General features: G+C 39.3%; 16 protein-coding genes. 1 reads left to right on the forward strand and 15 read right to left on the reverse strand.

The window, feature by feature from the left end; translation table 11 throughout:
* Positions 1-29 precede the first annotated feature (29 nt).
* The 10 genes from F1644_RS04235 to F1644_RS04280 all read right to left on the reverse strand — a co-directional run bounded on the left by F1644_RS04235 (position 30) and on the right by F1644_RS04280 (position 15617).
* A complete protein-coding gene (locus tag F1644_RS04235) occupies positions 30-3419 on the reverse strand; it encodes a SusC/RagA family TonB-linked outer membrane protein (RefSeq protein ID WP_118302008.1) in 3390 nt (1129 codons plus the stop codon).
* An 86-nt stretch (positions 3420-3505) separates the two neighbouring features.
* Complete coding sequence (locus tag F1644_RS04240; RefSeq protein ID WP_118302007.1) at positions 3506-4684, reverse strand: FecR family protein; 1179 nt, start codon at positions 4682-4684, stop codon at positions 3506-3508.
* Positions 4685-4779: 95 nt separating this feature from the next.
* Positions 4780-5355, reverse strand: a complete 576-nt coding sequence (locus F1644_RS04245) for an RNA polymerase sigma factor (protein WP_209279549.1) — start codon at positions 5353-5355, stop codon at positions 4780-4782.
* 145 nt (positions 5356-5500) lie between these two features.
* Entirely contained in the window at positions 5501-6181 is a 681-nt protein-coding gene (locus F1644_RS04250; RefSeq protein WP_147344461.1) for a hypothetical protein, read from the reverse strand.
* On the reverse strand, positions 6178-7254 hold the full coding sequence (locus F1644_RS04255) for a TlpA family protein disulfide reductase (protein ID WP_158571861.1): 1077 nt from the start codon (positions 7252-7254) through the stop codon (positions 6178-6180). The genes F1644_RS04250 and F1644_RS04255 overlap by 4 nt, the downstream gene beginning before the upstream one ends.
* 40 nt (positions 7255-7294) lie before the next feature.
* Positions 7295-8392 (reverse strand): TlpA disulfide reductase family protein, encoded by a 1098-nt coding sequence (locus tag F1644_RS04260; protein ID WP_158571862.1) that lies wholly within the window; start codon positions 8390-8392, stop codon positions 7295-7297.
* Positions 8393-8402: 10 nt separating this feature from the next.
* Complete coding sequence (locus F1644_RS04265) at positions 8403-9308, reverse strand: hypothetical protein (protein WP_118302003.1); 906 nt, start codon at positions 9306-9308, stop codon at positions 8403-8405.
* Positions 9309-9315: 7 nt separating this feature from the next.
* Complete coding sequence (locus F1644_RS04270) at positions 9316-10785, reverse strand: RagB/SusD family nutrient uptake outer membrane protein (RefSeq protein ID WP_118302002.1); 1470 nt, start codon at positions 10783-10785, stop codon at positions 9316-9318.
* A 13-nt stretch (positions 10786-10798) separates the two neighbouring features.
* Positions 10799-14377 (reverse strand): SusC/RagA family TonB-linked outer membrane protein, encoded by a 3579-nt coding sequence (locus tag F1644_RS04275; RefSeq protein ID WP_168044470.1) that lies wholly within the window; start codon positions 14375-14377, stop codon positions 10799-10801.
* A gap of 76 nt (positions 14378-14453) precedes the next feature.
* A complete protein-coding gene (locus tag F1644_RS04280) occupies positions 14454-15617 on the reverse strand; it encodes a FecR family protein (protein WP_118302000.1) in 1164 nt (387 codons plus the stop codon).
* Between the two features lie 147 nt (positions 15618-15764).
* Between F1644_RS04280 and F1644_RS04285 the strand changes: the two genes are divergently transcribed.
* On the forward strand, positions 15765-16322 hold the full coding sequence (locus F1644_RS04285) for an RNA polymerase sigma-70 factor (protein ID WP_118301999.1): 558 nt from the start codon (positions 15765-15767) through the stop codon (positions 16320-16322).
* Positions 16323-16380: 58 nt separating this feature from the next.
* On the opposite strand, the gene F1644_RS04290 is transcribed toward F1644_RS04285, so the two are convergent.
* The 5 genes from F1644_RS04290 to F1644_RS04310 are packed head-to-tail and all read right to left on the reverse strand — an operon-like array spanning position 16381 to position 21824.
* Positions 16381-17469, reverse strand: coding sequence for a TlpA family protein disulfide reductase (locus tag F1644_RS04290; RefSeq protein WP_118301998.1), 1089 nt, complete (start codon positions 17467-17469; stop codon positions 16381-16383).
* A gap of 7 nt (positions 17470-17476) precedes the next feature.
* Positions 17477-18565 (reverse strand): TlpA disulfide reductase family protein, encoded by a 1089-nt coding sequence (locus F1644_RS04295; RefSeq protein WP_118301997.1) that lies wholly within the window; start codon positions 18563-18565, stop codon positions 17477-17479.
* Positions 18566-18601: 36 nt separating this feature from the next.
* On the reverse strand, positions 18602-19429 hold the full coding sequence (locus tag F1644_RS04300; RefSeq protein WP_118301996.1) for a hypothetical protein: 828 nt from the start codon (positions 19427-19429) through the stop codon (positions 18602-18604).
* A gap of 24 nt (positions 19430-19453) precedes the next feature.
* Positions 19454-20551: a TlpA family protein disulfide reductase gene (locus F1644_RS04305; RefSeq protein WP_118301995.1), complete on the reverse strand. Its 1098-nt coding sequence runs from the start codon at positions 20549-20551 to the stop codon at positions 19454-19456.
* A 16-nt stretch (positions 20552-20567) separates the two neighbouring features.
* Positions 20568-21824, reverse strand: coding sequence for a thioredoxin domain-containing protein (locus F1644_RS04310; protein WP_229782468.1), 1257 nt, complete (start codon positions 21822-21824; stop codon positions 20568-20570).
* Positions 21825-21829: the final 5 nt, after the last annotated feature.

The raw sequence follows: 21829 nt of genomic DNA on the forward strand, positions 1-21829 counted from the left end.
TATTTTATTCATTCAATCTATAACAGGACCTAAAAAGTCATCTGCAACGAAAAATTATAATTTCTTGCAAAAGGATAAGACAATCCCCGTTCTGTCTTAATCGTGGATAACTTAGCCACATCGTTCATATAGAACGCCACACTCAAACGCTCCATACCCATTTTCTTCACGAAAGCATGACGGAAGAAATCATACGAGAAATTGATAGAAGATATATTCAACTCATTCTTCTTTTGAACAAAACGAGAGGTTGCATAAGTCTTCTCGTCCACCTTATAGGCCTGTTTCTCCGGGTCCCACACCTGTTTCAACGACCGGAAACGTACCTTATCCCCCGGTTTCTGCCATCTTCCCTCCAATACCCGTTTATCCACGGCATAGCTCATATTTACATTCTCTACCCGATCCACCAAAGTCTCGTTATACATTTTAGCTCCCAATTCGTACATGCACATCACGTTCAATCCAAATCCTTTGTATCCGAGATTTATCCCGAAACTCCCGCGCAATTTAGGCAAGTTATCTCCACACACGACCATATCTTCCGCCCGGTATTCATACGTGGATACTCCATCTTTTGTCAAATAAATCTCACGCCCGGTTGCCGGATCTATCCCTAACGAGCGAACAGCCCAAATAGCGTTCATGGAAACTCCGTCGTAATATTTGGTGACCAATTTACTATCACTTTCCGCCATCTCATCCATCTTCTCGTTATAGGCCTTCATGGAATCGGAAATCTTGACAACCCGATTCTTATTGTGTGCCGCACGTAAGGAAAGCGTTAAGAATGTCCTGTCTTGAGGATGCGACAACACCATATAGCTCATACTTAGCTCAATACCCGTGTTCCTCACTTTCCCCACATTCTCTTGTACCGTTGTGAATCCGGTAGATGGGGGTAAGGTGAAGGCGACCAACAAGTTTTCCGTCGTACTCTGGTAATAATCAAACACGAGATTGAAATTATTTTTTACTGACATATCCATACCCACGTTGTAATCCATCTTCTTCTGCCACTTCAAATCCTTATTCTCCATACCCATCAAATAGGCTCCCAACTTATTCTCATAGTTTTTCTCGCTATAATTATAAGTAGCCAAAGACTGATAGGCATTATTTCCTTGTGATCCCGTACTTCCGACAGATGCTCTCAGTTTCAACCGTGAAAACCATTCCTTACTTCTCAACCATTTTTCATTGTGCATATTCCATCCGGCACCTAAACTCCAGAAGTTACCCCAACGTTGATTTGCTCCAAACTGGCTGGACGCATTTGTTCTGAACGTGGCATCAAAAAGTAACCGATCATCGTATGAATAGTTGAACACGGCATTCACACCAATATTACGAGTTGTCGATTCCGCACCCTGTGGTTTTGTATCCTCTGCATACTGACGGGCAAAAAAGATACTGTTCATCCGGTCACTGGGAAATCCCTCTGCCTTGTAAATATTCTCTTCGTAAGTCGTTTCATCCAAACTGTAACTCAAAAAACCGAACAAATAATGCAGTTCTTTCACTTGACGGGAAAAATTCAAACTGAAATCGTAGTTCATCGTTTGACTCTCTCCCTCGTTAATCTGGTAAGAACCTTTCTTCTGTAATTCTTGCTCTGTATTAAATTTCAAATGATTAGCGGGATAAAACTGATCCGACCGACTGAATTTACGATTAAAACCGATCCTCACTTTCGCCTTAAACCCTTGTAAAATATCATATTCTCCCTCGAAATTATCGGTAACCTCCGTATATTTATCTTTCAGACTCGTATTCAACGTGGCGTTATAAAGCGGATTCCCGTAAAAGGCCTCTTCATCTCCGGCATTTTTTGCAATCTGACCATATTCATCCACCGGACTCCAATAAGGATTCAGTTTAGAATATTCTGCAAACGAACCATAAGGAGAGTCATTACTCTTGTTCATGTTCACAGACAACTCATTCCTAAACTTAAATTTGTTATTCCGATAAGAGGCAAACACAGAACCGGCCACATTCGTCCGATCGGAGCCTTTCATAACACCCACGACATCATTGTACGAGACGTTCGCCACGAGCTGAATGTTCTTATCTCCCAATTCGATCATCAACGAATGTTTATGACCGACACCATTTCTCAATGGTTTGGCTAACCAATCCGTATCTACCCCGGCTTTCACTTTCGAAAGACGTTCCATGTATAATTTTTCCAACCGGAGAATATCGTCCACGTTCTCCCGGCTCGAAGGAGTGTACATCCCGTAAATTCTCTCCGCTTCTAACTTTTCCTCTGCATTACACAAATTATAAGAAGACAAATCCGGAGCCTGAACATCCACGCTTCCGGAATAACTTACCCGGAGATTCTTGGAAACATTCCTTTTCGTCTCGATAACCACAACCCCGTTGGCTGCCTTCGAACCATATATCGCTTTTGCCGCAGCATCTTTCAATATTGTCACCGACTCAACACGATTAATATCCAAATCGAAGATTTTCACCGCACTCGCCTCAAAACCATCCAATATAAAAAGAGGAATATTCGGATTGTTCTCGTAATTACCCCGCAAATCCAAATCACTATTGTCACCCATCGTGATCACGGAAGTTCCCCGCAATTGCATATCCGGAATCCGGTTAGGATCTGAACCAAATTCAAGGCTCTCGAAAATCATCAACCCGGGTTCCATGCTTTTCAAACTCTGGAATACATTCTGATTCCCCACCTTCAACAATTCATCCCCCTTAATCGTCGTTGCCGATCCCGTGAAACTACTGGCCTTACGGGTAAACATTCCTGTCACCACGACCTCTTCCACCTCCGTCACATCATCTTCCAACACGATATTAATCACGTTATTTCCCATGTACTTCACCTCCCGGGATTTCATTCCCACGAAAGTAAAAATCAACACGGGCTCCTGCACATCCGGAATCGTGATGCTATAACGTCCGTTCTGGTCGGTAACCACACCCATTGTCGTGTGTTTTAATAAAATCGTTACCCCCGGCAACGGCAGACTATCCTTATCTACAACCCGTCCCGTAATCGTGACCTTTTTCACTTCCTGCACCGGAGCATCTGCCCGCTTGATCACGATAACATCTTGTTGCACGACATACGTCAAACCCGTTCCTTTCAAGCAAATATCCAACGCCTCATAGACATCCTTGTCCTTCACCTCCACGCTCACTTTCCCCGCCTTCAACAAATCATTCGCGTTGTAAGCGAATACAAACCCGGATCGTTTTTCAAGTTCCCAGATGACATCTTTCATCAAAGCATCTTTCATCGAAAAGCTAATCTTAGGTCCCGGCAATAAAACATTATTGCTCGCATGTCCCCATTGGGGAAGAAATAGAGCCACTTGTATTACAAGCAACACATACCTCATTTTTATTCCCCATTTATAGGGGAATCCATGATTTTTTTTCATAACTTTGAGTGTTTATTTATTTAACTTTATAGTACTTTTACCACAAAGTACTTATTCAAGCGGGAGATGTACCACCATCTTCCGTTTTATTTTCTCTTTCTAATCCATATTTTTCTACCGTGAATACTCGTTTCAATAGTACCCGTCGCCTCGAATACTTTCAATAAAGGTTCTATCGTTGCATGGCGACTAAAATTACACCCGAAAGGATAATCCTTCACCTCCTCGTCCTCGTACACCACGTCAACATCATACCAACGGGATATAATTTTCATCACCTCTTTCAAAGGTTTCTCCTTAAAACGTAAACGCCCTTCTTTCCAAGCCATCGCATAGGACACATCCACCTCGCTCACCAGCATGGAATGATCTCCCCGGTTGAGAGCCGACTGTTCCCCGGGATGAAGAACCACGCTTTCCCCGCTGACTTCCGAAGAAATCTTCACGGAACCCCGAACCAACGTCGTGCGTATAACAGAATCCTCCGCGTAAGCGGAAACATTAAACTCCGTTCCCAAAACTTTTATCGCCATCTGGGAAGTCTTCACGATAAAAGGAGCATCCTCATTATGAACAACCTGAAAATAGGCCTCCCCTTCCAACTCTACCACCCGTTCCCCCTTCCCGAACTTTGTCGGGAAACGCAATTTTGAATCTGCATTCATGTAGACCTCCGTCCCGTCAGACAAAGTCAAAGAAAACTCTCCCCCGCGAGGAATAACCAGCTCATGGTATACCGACTTCTCTTGCTTATCATCAACACCACTCTCGTAACTGATATGTTCTTTCAGAACGTTAATCTTGGTTCCATCCGATTCTTTCAGTGTCTTTTCTTGCTGCTGTTCCAACACCACGGGTAAACCGTCTGCCAATATAAGAATTGCCTTACTCGTTCCAGAAGTAATTGTTTGCACCATTTCCACCTTATCTTTACGGGAATAATACACTTGGTGTAATAAAACGGCAATAGCCAGAGGTAAGACAAACATCGCCACGTAACGCATCCAATAGATCCGACGGCGACGTCCCCCCAGCCGAGATTCACGTTTAAGTTCCAAAGCTTTCCACCCCTTCTCCACGTTAATGGAACGAGTTGCTTTCCCTTTTTCAATCTGATAAGACTCCGATGTTACCCGTTCAAACCACGTGCGGTTCTTTTCTGACGAAGAAAGCCAATCGGACAGATACTTTTGTTCTTCATCCGTCAAATTGTTGGCAAGATACTTCCCCACCAAAATCGCAACATCAAACTTCGCTTTATCCATACTACTTGTATTGAATATTTATCAATTCTTTCAATCTTACAACACAAGAAATGGTAGATCGGGTATGTTGCATTCAATTATTTAACATTTATTAATCAAAGAAACAGATATAAGAAAAATATATCCAACAGGTAATAATAATCTTTCATACTCTCTTTCAATCTCTTGTACGCCTCTTTCTTATAGGCATGCACAGCATTCTCGGACACTCCCATTTTTTGAGCAATATCTGCATTCTTCAATCCTTCCAAGGCGTAATTGATCACGTTCCGCATCTGTGGCGGCAAATGCTCAATCGCCCGGTAAAATACACGATATGCCTCTTCCTCCATGACTTGATTATGAAAAAATTCATCCGAGTCCATGGCAATATCCTCCGTCACCGGCAAATCCTCACGCTTATTCCGAAGTAAATTCAAACAATCATGGCGAACCACCACGTAAAGAAAAGATTTTATCTTATAGTAATTATCAAAATCCATGTGCCTGTCCCAATATTTCAAAAAAGCCTCCTGAACCACGTCCGCCGCCGCTTCCCGCTCTCCAAGGAAACGTTCTGCAAACAGACACAAAGCCGTATAGAACTCATCGAATAAAACTCGAAAAGCACCTTCATCACCCTTCTGTAGTTGGTCTATGAATATATCTATATCCTTCTTTATCACTCTCATAAACGGCTCCCTCGGATCTAATAATTATTACAAAAATAATAATTTAATCCGGAATGCCATCAATTATATTCACCTTTAAGCCTATCATCCACAAAACAATAAATCCCGGCTTCACCGGGATTTATATACAAAATTACAAATAAGACTATTTTTTATGATCATTTTTATACTTTTCTTTCAACTCCCAAACCTCCCGGAGCATCACGGAATCTCTGGTACAAAATTCAAAATCCCATGATAGACTTTCTATAAACATCGTGTAACCATACAATTGTATCATTGTTTTATAGTTTTGGAAAGCATAAGCCCTCCTTACCTTTTCACTCTTCACGTTATACAAAACGTCCATTGATCTCTCCCACACAGATGCCCGAGGTGATTTCCAAGCGTAATAACTATCCAACAAACCCATAATCTCCATATCAGACAACAAATCCAAATCCGGAGAGTCAATATCCAAATCATCCAAACGCCTCTCCAACTCATCCTCCAATGTTGCAGCACCTTTTACCTCTTTTTGTTTCACATATTTCCCCAAAGAATTTAAATACCCCAATTTATGATACAAAATAGCTTTTTTCTTCGAATCTACACTCGATAGAGAATCTATCATGGAACAAGCTTTCTTTTCTATATCCACGAAATAACGCATATATTTTTCGGGTGACAAATTCATATATTCCGGTTCTTGCAAAAGATTATAACAAGAATAAAGTTTTTGCAATATCTTACCGTCTTGGTCGGTTCCATTTTGCCCGACAGTAATAAATCTTATTCCTATAGTAAAGAATAATAACATGCATAATACACCATATCTTTTCATCATCTTATACCAACTTCTTTATTAAATATTTTCGTGAATTCTTTCTCAGAAGGAGCAATATGCCATGCATCCACGATTTTTCCTTCCGGATCAATTAGCACGTAACGCAAAAGGACACCAACGGCATAATCTGTCATAAATTGAGAGATATTACTTTCACAACGCATATGAACCATCTTACCTGCAAAATCTTTTTCTCTCAAAAATTTAGCCCATCCCTCCTGACCGACATTCAAAGCAAAAGACATGATAACGATATGATCGTAATTCTCATATTGTTTCGAAGTCTCTATCAGACCGGGCATTGCCTTTATACATGGTCCACACGTTGTAGCCCAAATATCCATCAACACATATTTTCCCCTAAAATCAGATAATTGGTAAGTTTTCCCATCTTCATCCATCATGGTAAACGCAGGGGCAACCTTTCCTTTACTCAAAGCCAAACATTTAGCCCTAAGTTCTTCGCTAAAAGCTAAAAGCTGAGAATCTCTCGAATAACGTTTTACATCTTTCATCAACATACGCAATGAATCCGAATAACCATAATACGCCATATATCCTTGTAAGATAGGTTGCACGAATCTACGCTGAAATTCACCATTTCGAGAATTTTTAAGCACATAAGTTCCCCTTTTTATGGACATTCCTATTTTGTTATTCATCATGTATCTTCCATACAAGTTGGCTTCATATATATAGGGTAATTCGTCTATAAAAGGAGACTTCATATCCAATCCCTTAAGCCGTTTCTTGTATTTTTTTGTCAAATCCGTCCCTCCTCTATCCACGTATAGTCCCAATGTATTCATTACATTTTTATAGGCAACTAATTCAGCTTTAGCTTTAAGAGCATCTGTTGGCAAAGAATCTATCATCAACATAACAGCTAGATCAACCTCATCAAAACATTTACTATACTCTTCTGCAGGAAGTGTTGCCTTGTCTTTCTGATTTAGAACATTATACATCAAATCTATTTTCGAATACACCTTTTCTTCCTGTGTTTGCCCCATACTCGGCACAACACCTAACAAATTGAACAAAAACAATAAAATTACACCTGTGATTTTCATACGTTCTATTTTATTCATATTTCTAACTAACCAACTTGCACTACTCCTCCGTTACCTCAAGAAGTTTATCACGCAATTGATTCCTCCGAATATTCTTGGCAATAATATTTCCATCCCGATCTAATAAAACGATAAAAGGAATAAACTGAATCCCCATCGCTTTCCGAATCTTCGAATTTTTCCAACCATTTTTATCATGCAAGCTCATCCAAGGAATTTGCTCCTCTTCACACGCCTCTTTCCATTTCTCAACAGAATCATCAAACGATATACTCACGAAACGGACTCCCTTTACGGCAAACTCTTTGTGCAATATTCTTAGATTTTTCATCTCTTGCCGACAAGGTCCACACCAAGAGGCCCAAAAATCCAGCACGACAAAATTCCCTTTCAAAGAATCTATCACGACTAACTCTCCCTGCTCAGTCTCGGCTTGAATCTCCGGACAAGGCACCCCCAACGCAGAAACAGCCAACTCATCAACCTGTTGTTTCACCTCCCTGCCCTGTGCTGTTTGTTGCATGGAAGGGGAGAGAAGAGCATATAGCTCTTTCCCCTTTTCATAACTTCCTTTTATTTCCGTGTTTGCCAGAAATATTGAAAAAATATTATCCGGATGAGTTTTTATAAAGTCTCTTACTAGCACGTAGCGTTTTTCATCCAATTTCAACATCTGACTCATCACGTCATCGGCCGCATGTTGGTCTTCTTGTTGTATAATCTCTCGATAAATAGCCTGAAGTTCCCGAAATTCTTTCTGATAATTTTCTTCTAGTAATAAATAAAATTCTTGTTCCAATTCATTAGCCAAAGAACCTTTCACATCAGAATTATTCAGCTGCTTGTAATCACCCTTTAACTGTATTTTCTCTCCATCGAGGAAAAGATATAACACTTTCCTGTTGATCTGTAACGTATAACGACCTTTCTCCGGCAACACTCCTTCTAACACAAATCGACCTTTCTCTATCGCAGAAGAAAGTAGAAAGGAATCTTTCTCCCCGAAAGTCCTTAAATATGCCGTTCCATACTTTACCCCCTCTAATTCTCCCTGAATAGATACCGTATAAACAGCATCTCGATTACAAGACAACAAAAGAGTTAAAGACAATAGAATCCAATTCCTAACTTTTCTCATATCCAGCATTTCAATTTTGTACATCATCACCTATAGCTTGCAAATCAATATTATACTCCTCTTTAAAGTGATTGATCATATAATCATATTTCTTACGAATCATCTGCTTTTTATCAATATCCGGATGCAAGATTCCACCCGGGGCAATCAATTGTTCATACGGGGTTGAAACAATGGCTTTCACGTATTGCTCCCAATCGCCCGCGATGGTTCGATAACTATAATGAAGAATACCAAACTCGTACATATTCGCAGCTGTCATGGAAGCACCATAATTTGTTACGGAAGTAAATGCTGTCGAACGCTTTATCAATTCTTTATCTGCTAATCGCTGCAAAAAGACACAGACCGCATCATTTTTAAAAGCATTAATCTGTTCGGAAGTCATCGTCTTCACGTTTGCATTTCCCCAATTAAATGCAAGATAGTCATACCCGGAATAAGCGTTTACCAACGTACGGGGCAAGACTTCCGGCATCCCGGTACTTGAATATATTATATAATCAAACACACTGGACAATAATACTCTATATGGCATGGTTCGCAATAGCAAGGTGTCCGAAAAGTATTTTAAGAAATGATTTTCCAATAAATCCAACTGTTCTCCTACATAATTTTCATCGGCAGGCAAGGCATCATACCCTGCTACAATTCTATTATTCACCGTGTCAAATCGCCAACGAATATCCGTACTCACTCCCCAATAATAATCTTTATCAACGAATTTATAATAAATTCTAGTGTTGTATTTATTTGACAACTCCACGATACGAGCATCATAATCATGATTTCCTTGAGGTAAACTATACAACCCATCAAATGTTTCGGGATCTGTTGACGGAGAAATACTATCCTCGCTACAACTTACAATCACTCCCATTAACATTCCAATCAATATCCATATTCTTGTTTTCATACTTTATCTATTTTAAATTCGGATTTCTATCTGAAACATTACGAGGTATTGGCAAAACATACTTGTCACTTTTCTCTTCCAAAACAAACGTCACGGGCATTCCTGCCTCAAGAGTCAGTATATGAACAATTTCAGGCATCCCGTTACGACGCAAATCAAACCAGCGATGTTCTTCAAAACTCAGCTCCCGGCGACGCTCATCCAAACAAAATTCCAATAACGCCTCCCCGTTTTTGTCTATATCCTTATACAATTCCGTACGTGTATCAAAACGACGGGACCGCAAGTAATTCAAATCCTTTAAAGCCGCTTTTCTTAATTCGTCATTACCATTCTGCAAATACAACCGAATTTGTGCCTCCGCCCGATTCAAATAAGCCTCTGCCACTCTCATCCCTTTAGAAGTGCCGGTAATAGCTTTTTGTCCGTATTGTATTCTTGTTGAACCCGATTGTGAATAACTGCGATAATAACATCCTAATCTTAAATCCGCAGAATTACCCCCTTTATCTTTTTCATATAAATCTTTTAATTCTTCCGATGCCTGGAAGGCAACCGGAGCATTGTAAAGATAAAAAAAAGGACCAAATTCATTATTTCTTGAATATCTCCAGATTCGTTCTTCACTAGCCTCATCAAAAACATTCTTCGTACCAAATGACCAATTAAACAAACCGCTTGCCATTACGATATCAGACAAATTCAATAGCACCGGTTTACGCTCGATCACATAATCCGCATATTCTATTACCTTCTCCCACTTTTCTTCATAAAGATATAAACGGGATAATAAATTATAAGTAAATAGATCATTCGCTTTAAACGAATTATTATTCTGACCATATAGCTTCATCAAAGGTGCAGCCTCAAGCAAATCATTCTCTATTTGCTTGTACACCTGTTCCAAAGTGGCTCGTTTAGGTGCCTCATCTTTAACAGCAGACGAAAGCATTAACGGAATCCCAGATTCTTTGGAAAGGTCAATACCTTCCATATTATAAGGTCGTGCAAACAAATTGACCAACATAAAATGGTAATAAGCTCTCATCGTCAAGGCCTGTCCTTTTACATTACCCTTTTTGCTCACATCTCCTATCGCCGCATCGATATTATCCAACACGACATTACACCCCATAATACGAGCATAATAATATTCCCACGTATTTATCGGGGTCTTTGTATTTTCTTCCAACCTCTCATACATATCTTCAGCCCAAGTAAAAACACCCGCTCCGGTTACCAAACATTGATACTGAGTCGAATTCGTAGGATAATTACTTTCCACATCATCTGTCAATAAATCCAGATAAGACAAAATTGGTAATACAATCGGGTACGCTTCCCCCACCAACAACTGGTCCAAGTCATCAGCCGTACTCGGAATGATCTCATCCTGACTATATTCATCCAAAAAATCACCACACCCGACAGCTAGTATCATTCCCAAAATAACTATACAATATTTTATATTTTTCATATCATTCAAAATTTTAGAAACTAATATTTAAGCCTAATGAATACGTCCTCACGATCGGTTGAGATCCCGTCGCGACTTCCGGATCCACACCTTTATAATCTTTACTCACAATAATAAAAGGATTGCTCACACCTGCCGTTAGCGCCAAATGAGTCAAGTACAATTGTTTTACTATTTTCTCCGGAAAAGTATAACTTAAGGAGATATTATTGCAACGGAAAAAAGAACCGTCAACAACACGTATGTCACTGTAATTATACATCCGGTAAAGATATTCAGATGCAACGACACAATCCCTTGGGGTACTGCTCAAACCGGCAGAAGGAAATGTCGGAATATTTGTTCTATCTTCATCCCCGGCATTTTTCCAACGACCTAGTAATTCCTTTGACAAATTTGAATAAGCACTCGGAGCATCATTCACCATAGATTCCGGGAACAACGCTTCCAGAAAACGTTTACTTCCAATATTCACGTTAAAAGAAGCAGCCAAAGTTAATGTCTTGTATCGCAAAGAGGTTGATATTCCACCTGCAAAATCAGGCTCCAGCGTTCCGGAATATTTCATAAAAGCAGTTGCATCTTTTATACCTTCTGGCAACTCTTCTATCGTCGGGATATAAAACGTGGGACGTCCTTCATTCGTCAAGCCTGTAAATTCGAACGTCCAGATGGAAGACACCGCATACCCCTCTTTCGCTAAACGTCCACTGGCAGCCGAACGCCAATTTTTATTTTGTTCGGTCTTCGAGTCCATCTTGTTGTAATTCTTAGACGTGTTAAAAGATAAATTCCACAAGAAATTCTTGGTTCTCACAAGCGTCATGTTCACATTTAATTCCCAACCTTTATTATGCAAGTCCCCCCCGTTAATAGGCATTGAACTCACGCCATATTCATAAGCAACTTCTTTATTTAGAATGACATCTTCTGTTTTCTTATTATAATACTCGGCCGTAAGCATCAATCGATTTTTCAATAAGCCAATATCAATTCCCAGATTTACCGTTTTTGTTTTTTCCCATCTCAAATCCCCGTAAGGTAATGATTTCACTTTCAACTGGTACTCTTTCGTGTAATACTCTAACCCGGATATTTGTGCCACTAAATTAGGACCATAATTTTCCGCCACGTTTCCTTGCCAACCATACGTTGCACGAAAACTTAGTTCATTAAAAAAATTCTGGGTCTGCATCCACGATTCATTCGTCACATGCCACACTCCCCCTATAGACCATGTTGGTAGGAAACGATGTTTTGTATCTTGCCCAAAACGATTCGACGCATCACTCCGGATACTACCCGTCACCACGTAACGTTCTGAAAAAGAATAAGTCAACGATCCGAAATAAGACATATAATTTGACTTTTTATCAACAATGTTTTTTTTCATGGATAAATATATCGGATTATCGAACTTCGCTGTTCCTGAAGTATACTGTAACGGAGGTAATGTCACCGTTTTACCCCTATCCGGAAAATACCCGTAAGTCGTTTCACTCGTACCATCATATTTTGAACTCCGACACTCGACTCCGGCAAACACTCCCAACCGATGCTTCTCCCCAAACACATGATCGTAAGCAATCGTATTTCTCCACGTCAACGTTAAATTTTGATCGTTCGTCGTGTTCAATTCTCCACCATGAGGTAATTGCGAAGACTTATATTCCGTGGATTCCGACCCGAAAAGGCCATAATCATATCCTCTTTTATTCGCGATATAAAAACTACGTTCCGAAGCGTATGATTCTCCCGTTGTACCACTATATGCCAACCCTAAAAGCGTCTCGAAATTCAACCCGCTCATAATCGTATAACGAAGGCCCACCGTGGTCCCCAAACTCTTTTTATGATTCTTATTTCCCGTGTTGTCCAACTCGTTCAGGACATTATAAGACATCATCTTCGTGTTCGTTTTAGAGGGATAGAAAAAATATGTACCATCCTCGTTAAAACAAGGTATTGCCCGACTCGTTGTTCTAGCATACTGGTAAGGATTCACTTGATAAAACCCATCTGTTTTAGTATAATCCCCGTTTAATTGTGCATTGACAATAATTTTATCTCCCAAACGAAAAGTCATTTTCATCAACGAACTATAAGAACGCAGGTCATTCCCTTTGGCAGCCCCCTTATTATCTTTCACACTTAAAGACCAATAATAATCCACCTTATCCGTCCCCCCGGAAATACTCAAACTATGACTATGATTAAAAGGGTTACGATACAGCAAATCAAACCAATCCGTGTTTACCGACTCCAAGTATTTCACCTCCGCGTCAAACATGTCATACGTGATCTCTTTATTCAAATATTTTTTCAAGACGCCTTCATACCCGACTTCCTCCAACGTTCGCCCGTTATACACAACCCTATTACTATAGATTTCCCGCGACGCATCAATTCGTTCTTTCGAGTTCATCAAATGCATCTTATCATACGTCAAGCGCGAACTGATTGAAAAATTACCGCTGTAATTTACAGACATCCGCCCTTGAGTACCCTTTCTTGTTGTAATCACGATCACCCCGTTGGCCGCTTTTACTCCATAAAGAACTGTTGCCGAGGCATCCTTCAACACGGTGATATTTTCAATATCATTGGGATTCAACCAACTAATCGCATTACCCACAAAATCCCGAACCATATCAAAATTATCACTAGATATCGCCCCTGTAGATGAAAACTCCTGAGCTTTAAAAGGTAACGGATCCTCTTGAATAATCCCGTCCACTACCCAGACAGGCTCTTGATTCCCTAATAACGTGGATGTCCCCCGGACACGAACTTTTTGACGAGATCCCACCAATCCACTCGTGTTGTTCACCACCGTGCCGGCAAGCTTTCCCTGTAACATTTGTTCAAGACTATTCGTTCCATCGAAAAACAACTCATCCCGGTTGATTCTCTGGGCAGATCCCACCATATCGGTTTTACGAATATTTTGATAACCGGTAACGACAACCTCTTCCACGGTTTTTAAATCCTCTTCCATCATTACATTGATTACCTCTTCCCCCGTGTACCGAATTTCTTGTTGTTTCATCCCCATAAATGAAAACACCAAGACCGCCTTTTCTTGTTGAGGAACAAAAATAGAGTAGTAGCCCTTGTGGTCAGTTGTCACTCCCGTAGTTGTTCCTTTTATCAAAACGGTCACACCGGGCAATCCCACACTGTCAACTCCGGACACTTGTCCCCGGACTAGAACCATTTTCTTTCCTTGATCATTTCCACTAGCACGCCGGATAACGATATGCTTATCTCGAATCTCATACACTAAATCCGATCCTTTCAGACAAGTTTCTAAAATCTCACGAACCGTGGTATTTTCGAACTTGTAATCTTTCAATCCAATCTTCTGTAATTCTTGCGAATTATACACGAAAGAATAATCACTATTTTTCTCGATACTAAGAAAAACAGTACTCACGGGTACGTTCGTGAACTCAAATGAGAACCTTTTCTCTTGGGAGAAAACGTGTACCGGCATATTGACAAGGCAGATTAACATCAAGAGCCTCGTGAGCCCTTTTAAAAATCTCCATTTTTCTGGCAGATAATACCTGCATTTTCCATTTTTTTCCATAAATTTGTAATTCAATTATTTAGTAATTAATAAATACTCTCGGGGAATTTGGGTGGAGCCTATTCCCCGTGGTATTTTATCGGCTAATTTCTGTCACCGTGATCGCTCGCCCTTTTCGAGAGAAACAAACATCTCCGGTATCAGATAATATATCCAAGAGAACATTAATATCATCATACTTCTTTAATCTCGCTGTCAATCGCAAGTTCGTCACCGTGGCATTAGTAAAGAAACAATCAAAATCATACCATTGGGACAATTCATCCATGATATCACCCAAAGTCGCTTGGTTAAATGTAAAATAACCATCCTTCCATGAAGTAAAATAGGCTGTTTCCACGTCTTCCACTGTTGTCCCTCGCTCATCAATAATAACTTGTTGTCCCGGATAAATTACATACGATTTATTCATGGAGTCACACACGGCCACGCGCCCCTGAACCAACGTTGTCAGATTAGCTTTCCCCTCGTAATCCCGAACTCCGAACTCCGTCCCCAACACGGTTATTGTCGATCGAGAAGTTTTCACTATAAACGGGGCCTTTTCATCATGAACCACGTCAAAATAAGCCTCACCACTCAATTCGACCTGTCGTTCATCTCCAACAAATCTTTCCGGATAACGCAATTTAGAACCCGCGTTCAACCAGACTTTCGTTCCGTCTGATAGAACCAGTTGAAATTCTGCCCTAGGAGGAATTTCCATTGTATTATATGCTAACTGAATCGACGAATCCCCCTCGATACTCTCGTAAGTAACTCCTTTATCACTCGCAACTCGAATACGAGTTATATCACTTTGTAATAATGTATCTTGTTTATCTAACAGTATTTGCTCTCCCGTTGATAACGTCAAAAGTGCCTTATTCGTACCGCCCGAAATAACCCCTTGATCAATCTCTGATTTTACACCAGCCTCCTGGCCTTTATACAGCATAACACTACACACCACAACAAGAACAGCAATAGAAGCGACAAGAGAAAGTTGCCACACTCGTTTAAACCTCCGATCATGCGTCCGTTTTCTAGATTTAACCTGATTAAACGCTTTCTCTATATTCAATTCCTTCCGTACCCGTACTTGCAAATCAAAATTTGTTTCATCCAGCAATGAAACAAACAAACGTTTATTCTCATCAGACTCATTTTGCCACTCGTCCAACCGGACAATTTGCTCCGGGGTCGCATTCCCCTTTATGAATGCAACAATAATATCCGCAATTTCAAAACCTTTATCCATACTTTTTGTTCCCTGTTTATATAAGGACTCATAACTCGGGAAAGAGTGGTAAAAGAATTCAGAAAAAATCACGCGTTCTCTTGCATAAATATAAAAAAACTCTAAATTTGTCTCACACTAAACCGATTCGTGGTGGAATAATTTGATATGGATGACATTCGTAACATATACAAGGAAGAGGAATATAAAATTCTATTTAAAGAATTTTATCCATCACTCGTGCAATTTGCCTTCCATTACATTAATAATCACGAAGCAGCAGAAGACATCGTGCAAGAGATATTCGTCTACTTGTGGGAAAAACAAATTCATTTCGAAAATGAACTAATTATTCGAACCTATTTATACCGTTCTGTTCGCAATAAATGTTTTACTTATCTCCGAAATCTTAAAATTCAACAACATCACGAAAGAGAAATCACGAATAACTGGCAAGAACAAGAAGAACCTATCGTACTAAATAATCTCATTCAAGAAGAAGTATACCGTCAACTACTCGCCTCTATTGATGAATTGCCGCCACAATGCAAAAAAATTTGTATGCTCACATTAGAAGGCAAAAAACCTTCTGAAATAGCAGGAGAATTAGGATTAGCCGTGGATACCGTGAAGAAACAAAAACAAATTGCACTGAAACGCCTTCAAGATAAACTGGGAATTCTATTTCTCTTATATCCCATGCTATACACACATTTTACATCATAAAATAAGATTTCCCGATTCAACCTACGTCAAATCGGGAACCTTGTATTGAGTAGAAAAATTACTCTCGATTCATATTATCCAATTCCATCTTGAAAACCCAAGAGAACAATTCATGTTTAGCAGCCACATGCCAAGCATTCACGATCTTTCCTTCCTTATCAATTAAAATATACCGGGGAATTCCTGTCAAACAATAATCTTTCGTGAAATTATCTTTCTCTTTATTGATGATCAAATGAGGAATCTTACCGGAATATTTTTTCTCTTTTAAGAATTTTAACCAACGAGATTTAGCCTCTATTCCATCATCAGATATGGTCAATAACACCAAATCCTTCTGATCCTTATATTGATCCCTCAAAGCCATGAAATAAGGCAACCCCTCAACACATCCACCACACCAAGTAGCCCAAACATCAACAAACACCATTTTACCCCTAAACTCGGAAAGTTTCACCATTTTACCAAATTCATCTTCCATCTCGAAATCGGGAGCCATCTCCCCCACTCGTACCGGATAATATTGTGCTTTTAATTCATGCGCCTTTTGAATTGTTGACTCAGTTTTGGAACAAAGCTCAATATCTTCTATCACTCCTTGAATCGCATCCGTGTATCCATTTTGTTTTAATGTTGACACTAATGCTGTCAGCACATAAGGATTACGAATTTTTTCACTCTTTATATTATACAAAACATAAGTAGCTCGATCTAACTCTGATAAATCTGGCATAAATAATCGGAAATAACCATTTAACAAATTAGCCACGTCGATATCATCAAGCAATTCCAGACTTGGAGAATCCAGATCCACCCCCTTAATTCTTTTTGATAACTCATCTTTTAAACCTTTATCTCCAGTTTCAAACACGTAACTTCCTAAACTCCATAACAACCCTTTAGCTTGAATCAATCGAGCTTTTTCTTTCGCCTCTTTACTTTCAATAGAATCTATAACCAGTCCAACGTACTTTTCTACCTCGTTTATTTTCTGAAGTAATTCATCCGTATTCAAGTCTCTCGGGATTAAACGGTATACCTTATCTACTCGTTCCAGTAAAGCCTTATCATTTTCTTGTGCGAAACAAGTAGATCCTACCCCCAAGTAAATGATAATGCTAGCTAAAATTATATTTATAACTTTCATAACTTATTTATTTTTGTAGCAACTCCAAAATTTTCTCTCGTAAACTGTTTCTACGGATATTCTTGGCAACAATATTACCATCTTTATCCAGTAACACGATAAATGGTATCGCCTGAATACCAAATAACTTACGAATTTCGGATTTAGACCAACCGTTATCATCCCGAACACTGATCCATGGGATTTGCTCCTCTTCACAAGCCTTTTTCCATTTTTCTACAGAATCATCCAATGAGATACTCATAAAGCGAACTCCCTGATCTTTAAATTCAGCATATTGCTCCCGCAAATTTTTCATCTCTTGCCGACAAGGACCACACCAAGAAGCCCAGAAATCAAGAACCATGATTCCACCTTTCTGAGAAGCCATTGAAACTTTATTACCAGACTCATCCGTTGCCGTGAAATCCGGACAAGGAACACCTAATGCAGAAATAGCCAACGCCTCTGTCTGTTGTTTCAACAAACGCCCATAAAATGAAGCTTGAATTTTTGGAGTAAGCAAGTCATACAACTCCTTTCCCTTCTCGTAACTTTCTTCTTTCACAATTCCCGAAATATAGGCAGAATACATGTTATCCGGATGTTGTTTAACAAAATTACGGGTCAATTCAAAACGTTTATCATCCATTTTTAATGCTTGAGTCATTTTTTCATCTGCTGCTTTTTGATCACCCGCATCCAACAACTCTTTATACTCATTAATCAATTGATTAAATTCTTTGTAATATCCCTCTTGGACAAGTTTGTCATATTCTGCAGCTAAATTATTTGCCGGAGACCCTTTTATATGCTTATCACTTAACGCCGAATAAGGGCAATAAATTTCCATATTCGTACCATCCATAAAGAAATAAGTCTGACGTCGGTTCACTTTCAATATAACTTGTCTAGGTTCATCCAATTCTCCCTTCAACTCAAATTTTCCCCCCTCCAAATTAGTCTTGTATAAAACTATCGAACTATCTCCTGGAGTCATCAAGAAAACGGTACCATATTTCACGCCCTCGATGTTTCCTTTCAGACTAAATTGATAACGTGATGATTGAGAACAACCCACGCAACAAATTACTAAAAAAGCAATAAATAATCTCATAACTCATTCATTTTAATTTTACCCAATCCTCAACACTTATTCTTCACCCATCTCTATCAGCATCTTTTTCCCCTCAAAATTATCCTTCCATTTGGCAATCATGTCAACAAAGGTACTATTATCATTCTTCTCAACAACCAGATTCATGATATCAAGAATTTTGGTACATTGCTCTAAATTACTCTCTTCCAAGATATAATTCACCATACTTCCAAGAATTACCCCATCAAACATCGTTTCCAAATCAAGCACGCCATTACCAGCCTTTTCTTTTTGGGAAGCTTCCGATTCAACAAACATATTTTCAAAAGCACCAATCATACCCGTTATATCCTTAACCTGCCAGTATTGCCACATTTCAATGGTTTGCCGTCTTACATTAGAAACCGGAATACCAGACTTCCTTAAGGCTGTTTGTAGGGAACTACAATCCATAATGGGACCTTTCCCATCTTCACGTTCCTTCATAATCACTTGAAACAAATCCATTTTACAGACATGATCTATTTTCTCCACAATTTTATCAGCCTGTTCTTCCGTGAAAGAAAGTTTGTCCCAATTTTCAATAATATCGACAATGGTTTTCGTATTCATGTGAGTTATATATTCCACGAAATCCGATAAATTTCCACCGGAGTAACGCTCATTTAATGGTAATACCATTAAATACTCATCCACTACATCATTCAATATTTCGGTCTGTCCGTCAGCCTTTAACGCCTCGATATATTCTTTTAGGAACTTTTGGTCTCGATTACCTTTATCATACTCGACTTTTTGCTGTTCGGTTACCCTATTCTGAGCCCAAACGGGTTGTCCTACCATGATACAACACAAAAACACAAACCATACAATTTTTTTCATACCAGTTACTATTTTTGTTCGTTATTATTTTTGCAAGGTCATATCAATCAATGCCTCAAAATCCTTACCGGGAGTCGGGGCATAGACGGAAACAATTTTTCCTTCTTTATCAATCAAGAAATAACGAGGTATCCCTGTAATATTATAATCTTTCTGAAAGGTACACTCTCCTTTGGAAGCCAACAAATTTGTCATACCCATCAGTTTCAAACGAGGCAATGCATATTTCCAGCTATTATAAGCCCCTTTATCATCTATTGAAATGGTAATAAAGACAATATCATCACGATCCTTATATTTTCCAGCCATTTCCATGTACTTGGGTAGTTTAGCAATACATCCTCCACACCAGGTTGCCCACACATCAATCACTAAAACTTTACCTTTGTAATCTGATAAAGAATATTCTTTACCCCTAAAATCTTTCAATGTAAATGCCGGAGCTACATTTCCTTGTTTCAAGTGTTCGTAACTCTTGTACAATCCATTAATCTCATCCTTTAATGCTCCTTCCGGCATATTTTTATCAAATAACGGACGAATCTCATCCAAACCTTTCGTGTATCCGTTATAACGGAAAACTGATCTCAGGCATGACAAATAAGCTAACGACAACTCCGGATTATTCAATTCAAGAATCTGACGGTATCTCTGATAATCATATTTATTACCAATCGTTTCCACGGTAGTATTAAACCACATACTTCCCCAAGCTTGATCCACGGGAGCACCTTCGGCAACAGCCTTCAGTCCGAAATAGTCCTCAATCACATATTCCAAACTAGTACAGTTCACAAACTCTTTCGTCGATAAATCCACTCCTTTCAATAGTTTTTTAATCTCGGAAGATTTTAATTGAGCATCTTTTCCTTCATCATACAGATCTGCAGCCCGGCGAATTGCCTGCGCACCATTCTCCTGTTCGGCCTCTACAGCTGCATTATTTGCTTTTAGGTAACGTATAATCTGATCCCGCTGAGCTAAGATTGCTTTGATCGCTCCTTTTTCCGGAAGTTGGAACTCATTCCACGCTTTTATCACGTACTCTTTTGGTGATTCGGCCTGTTGTGCCATTCCACTCAAAGACACGAACAACAAAAATATAATTCCTGCTATTTTCATAATCTATTGTTGTTAATTATTTCTTTAGCAACTGCTTCTCTATGATCTCCACGTATTTCTCCGGAGTAGCCCCCATCTCCACAATCGGTTTCCCATTCACGGGTATAAAGAACACTGTCGGTAAAGCAACAATATTAAACATTACGCACAACTCTTTCTCTTTATCAGCATTTACTTTCAGAAATATCACTTGATCTTTATACTTTTCAGCCATTTTCTCCAATTCCGGAATCAAACGCATACAAGGACCACACCAAGTTGCCCAAAAATCAATCACAACCGGTTTGTCTCCTTTAAACACGAATTCCGAACTTTTCCGATAATCATACACATGTTCTAAAAAATATTCCCTAGTAATCGGATTCAATTTACCGGATTCCACTTTTACCTCGTCAGCACCTATTACTTCATCCTTCACCTCGGCTAAATCAAATGGCTGAAAATACACTTTCCTTTTCCCGTAATCAATAGAAAGTAAACCTTGTTTCAAAATTTCATTCCCGATAACAGAACGAGGTAATGATCCATTTTCAGCAACAGTAATGTCCGAAAAATCACCTTTCACGAAGTGGCATGCTGCAACAACTTTACTTTTTGCTGCTATTTCCGCAGACGCATATCCTTCACTAACCTTTACATTTCCCCCATCCTTACCATTTAACTTGGCAAAATCTGCTGCATTCAAAGTAATCATCCCGTTATTCCATGTATCCAATAATAAAGAATAAGTTACTCCATCTAGCACAACAGGACAAACAATACCTGAAGCCGGAATCAAATCCATATTAGAACGATGATCCAATTTCATATAAGAGGGGCGATAAGGATTACTCATCGTTATTTTCTTCCGCTTGGAATCGATTGTCAACACAACATTATTAAACAGAGAACTACCAACCACCCCAGCAACTCCCAGTTTCCGCAAATAAGGTTCATCTTTCAACACAAATGCAGCCACTTCATTCCCAAATACACTATTTCCAAAAGAGATACTTCCTATCTTCACAGACTTTTCTACCGGAACTTTTTTATACTGAAATGTATCATAACGAAAATCTCCGGGAACATTGGGATCTATTTTCAATTTTTCCACATACTCCGGTAATATTGCATTATGCCCGGCCAAATCTAACACAAAATCAGCGATTACCCCATTTACAACCATTTCTAAAACAATCTTTCCATCCACCTCTCGGTAATCCTTCACCTCCACGGAGGTGTTCTTTGTTTGAGCCCATGTTCCCAGGGTCAGTAAACATAAACCCAAAACCATTATTA

This window comes from Butyricimonas paravirosa, assembly GCF_032878955.1.
Classification (GTDB): Bacteria; Bacteroidota; Bacteroidia; order Bacteroidales; family Marinifilaceae; genus Butyricimonas; species Butyricimonas paravirosa.

Coding starts and splice junctions, on each gene's coding strand:
- F1644_RS04310 (WP_229782468.1), bottom strand. CDS start 21,824: ATGGTTTTGGGTTTATGTTTACTGACCCTGGGAACATGGGCTCAAACA.
- F1644_RS04245 (WP_209279549.1), bottom strand. CDS start 5,355: ATGAGAGTGATAAAGAAGGATATAGATATATTCATAGACCAACTACAG.
- F1644_RS04295 (WP_118301997.1), bottom strand. CDS start 18,565: ATGAGATTATTTATTGCTTTTTTAGTAATTTGTTGCGTGGGTTGTTCT.
- F1644_RS04275 (WP_168044470.1), bottom strand. CDS start 14,377: ATGGAAAAAAATGGAAAATGCAGGTATTATCTGCCAGAAAAATGGAGA.
- F1644_RS04240 (WP_118302007.1), bottom strand. CDS start 4,684: ATGGATAAAGCGAAGTTTGATGTTGCGATTTTGGTGGGGAAGTATCTT.
- F1644_RS04280 (WP_118302000.1), bottom strand. CDS start 15,617: ATGGATAAAGGTTTTGAAATTGCGGATATTATTGTTGCATTCATAAAG.
- F1644_RS04300 (WP_118301996.1), bottom strand. CDS start 19,429: ATGAAAAAAATTGTATGGTTTGTGTTTTTGTGTTGTATCATGGTAGGA.
- F1644_RS04235 (WP_118302008.1), bottom strand. CDS start 3,419: ATGAAAAAAAATCATGGATTCCCCTATAAATGGGGAATAAAAATGAGG.
- F1644_RS04255 (WP_158571861.1), bottom strand. CDS start 7,254: ATGAAAATCACAGGTGTAATTTTATTGTTTTTGTTCAATTTGTTAGGT.
- F1644_RS04250 (WP_147344461.1), bottom strand. CDS start 6,181: ATGATGAAAAGATATGGTGTATTATGCATGTTATTATTCTTTACTATA.
- F1644_RS04290 (WP_118301998.1), bottom strand. CDS start 17,469: ATGAAAGTTATAAATATAATTTTAGCTAGCATTATCATTTACTTGGGG.
- F1644_RS04260 (WP_158571862.1), bottom strand. CDS start 8,392: ATGAGAAAAGTTAGGAATTGGATTCTATTGTCTTTAACTCTTTTGTTG.
- F1644_RS04305 (WP_118301995.1), bottom strand. CDS start 20,551: ATGAAAATAGCAGGAATTATATTTTTGTTGTTCGTGTCTTTGAGTGGA.
- F1644_RS04265 (WP_118302003.1), bottom strand. CDS start 9,308: ATGAAAACAAGAATATGGATATTGATTGGAATGTTAATGGGAGTGATT.
- F1644_RS04270 (WP_118302002.1), bottom strand. CDS start 10,785: ATGAAAAATATAAAATATTGTATAGTTATTTTGGGAATGATACTAGCT.
- F1644_RS04285 (WP_118301999.1), top strand. CDS start 15,765: ATGGATGACATTCGTAACATATACAAGGAAGAGGAATATAAAATTCTA.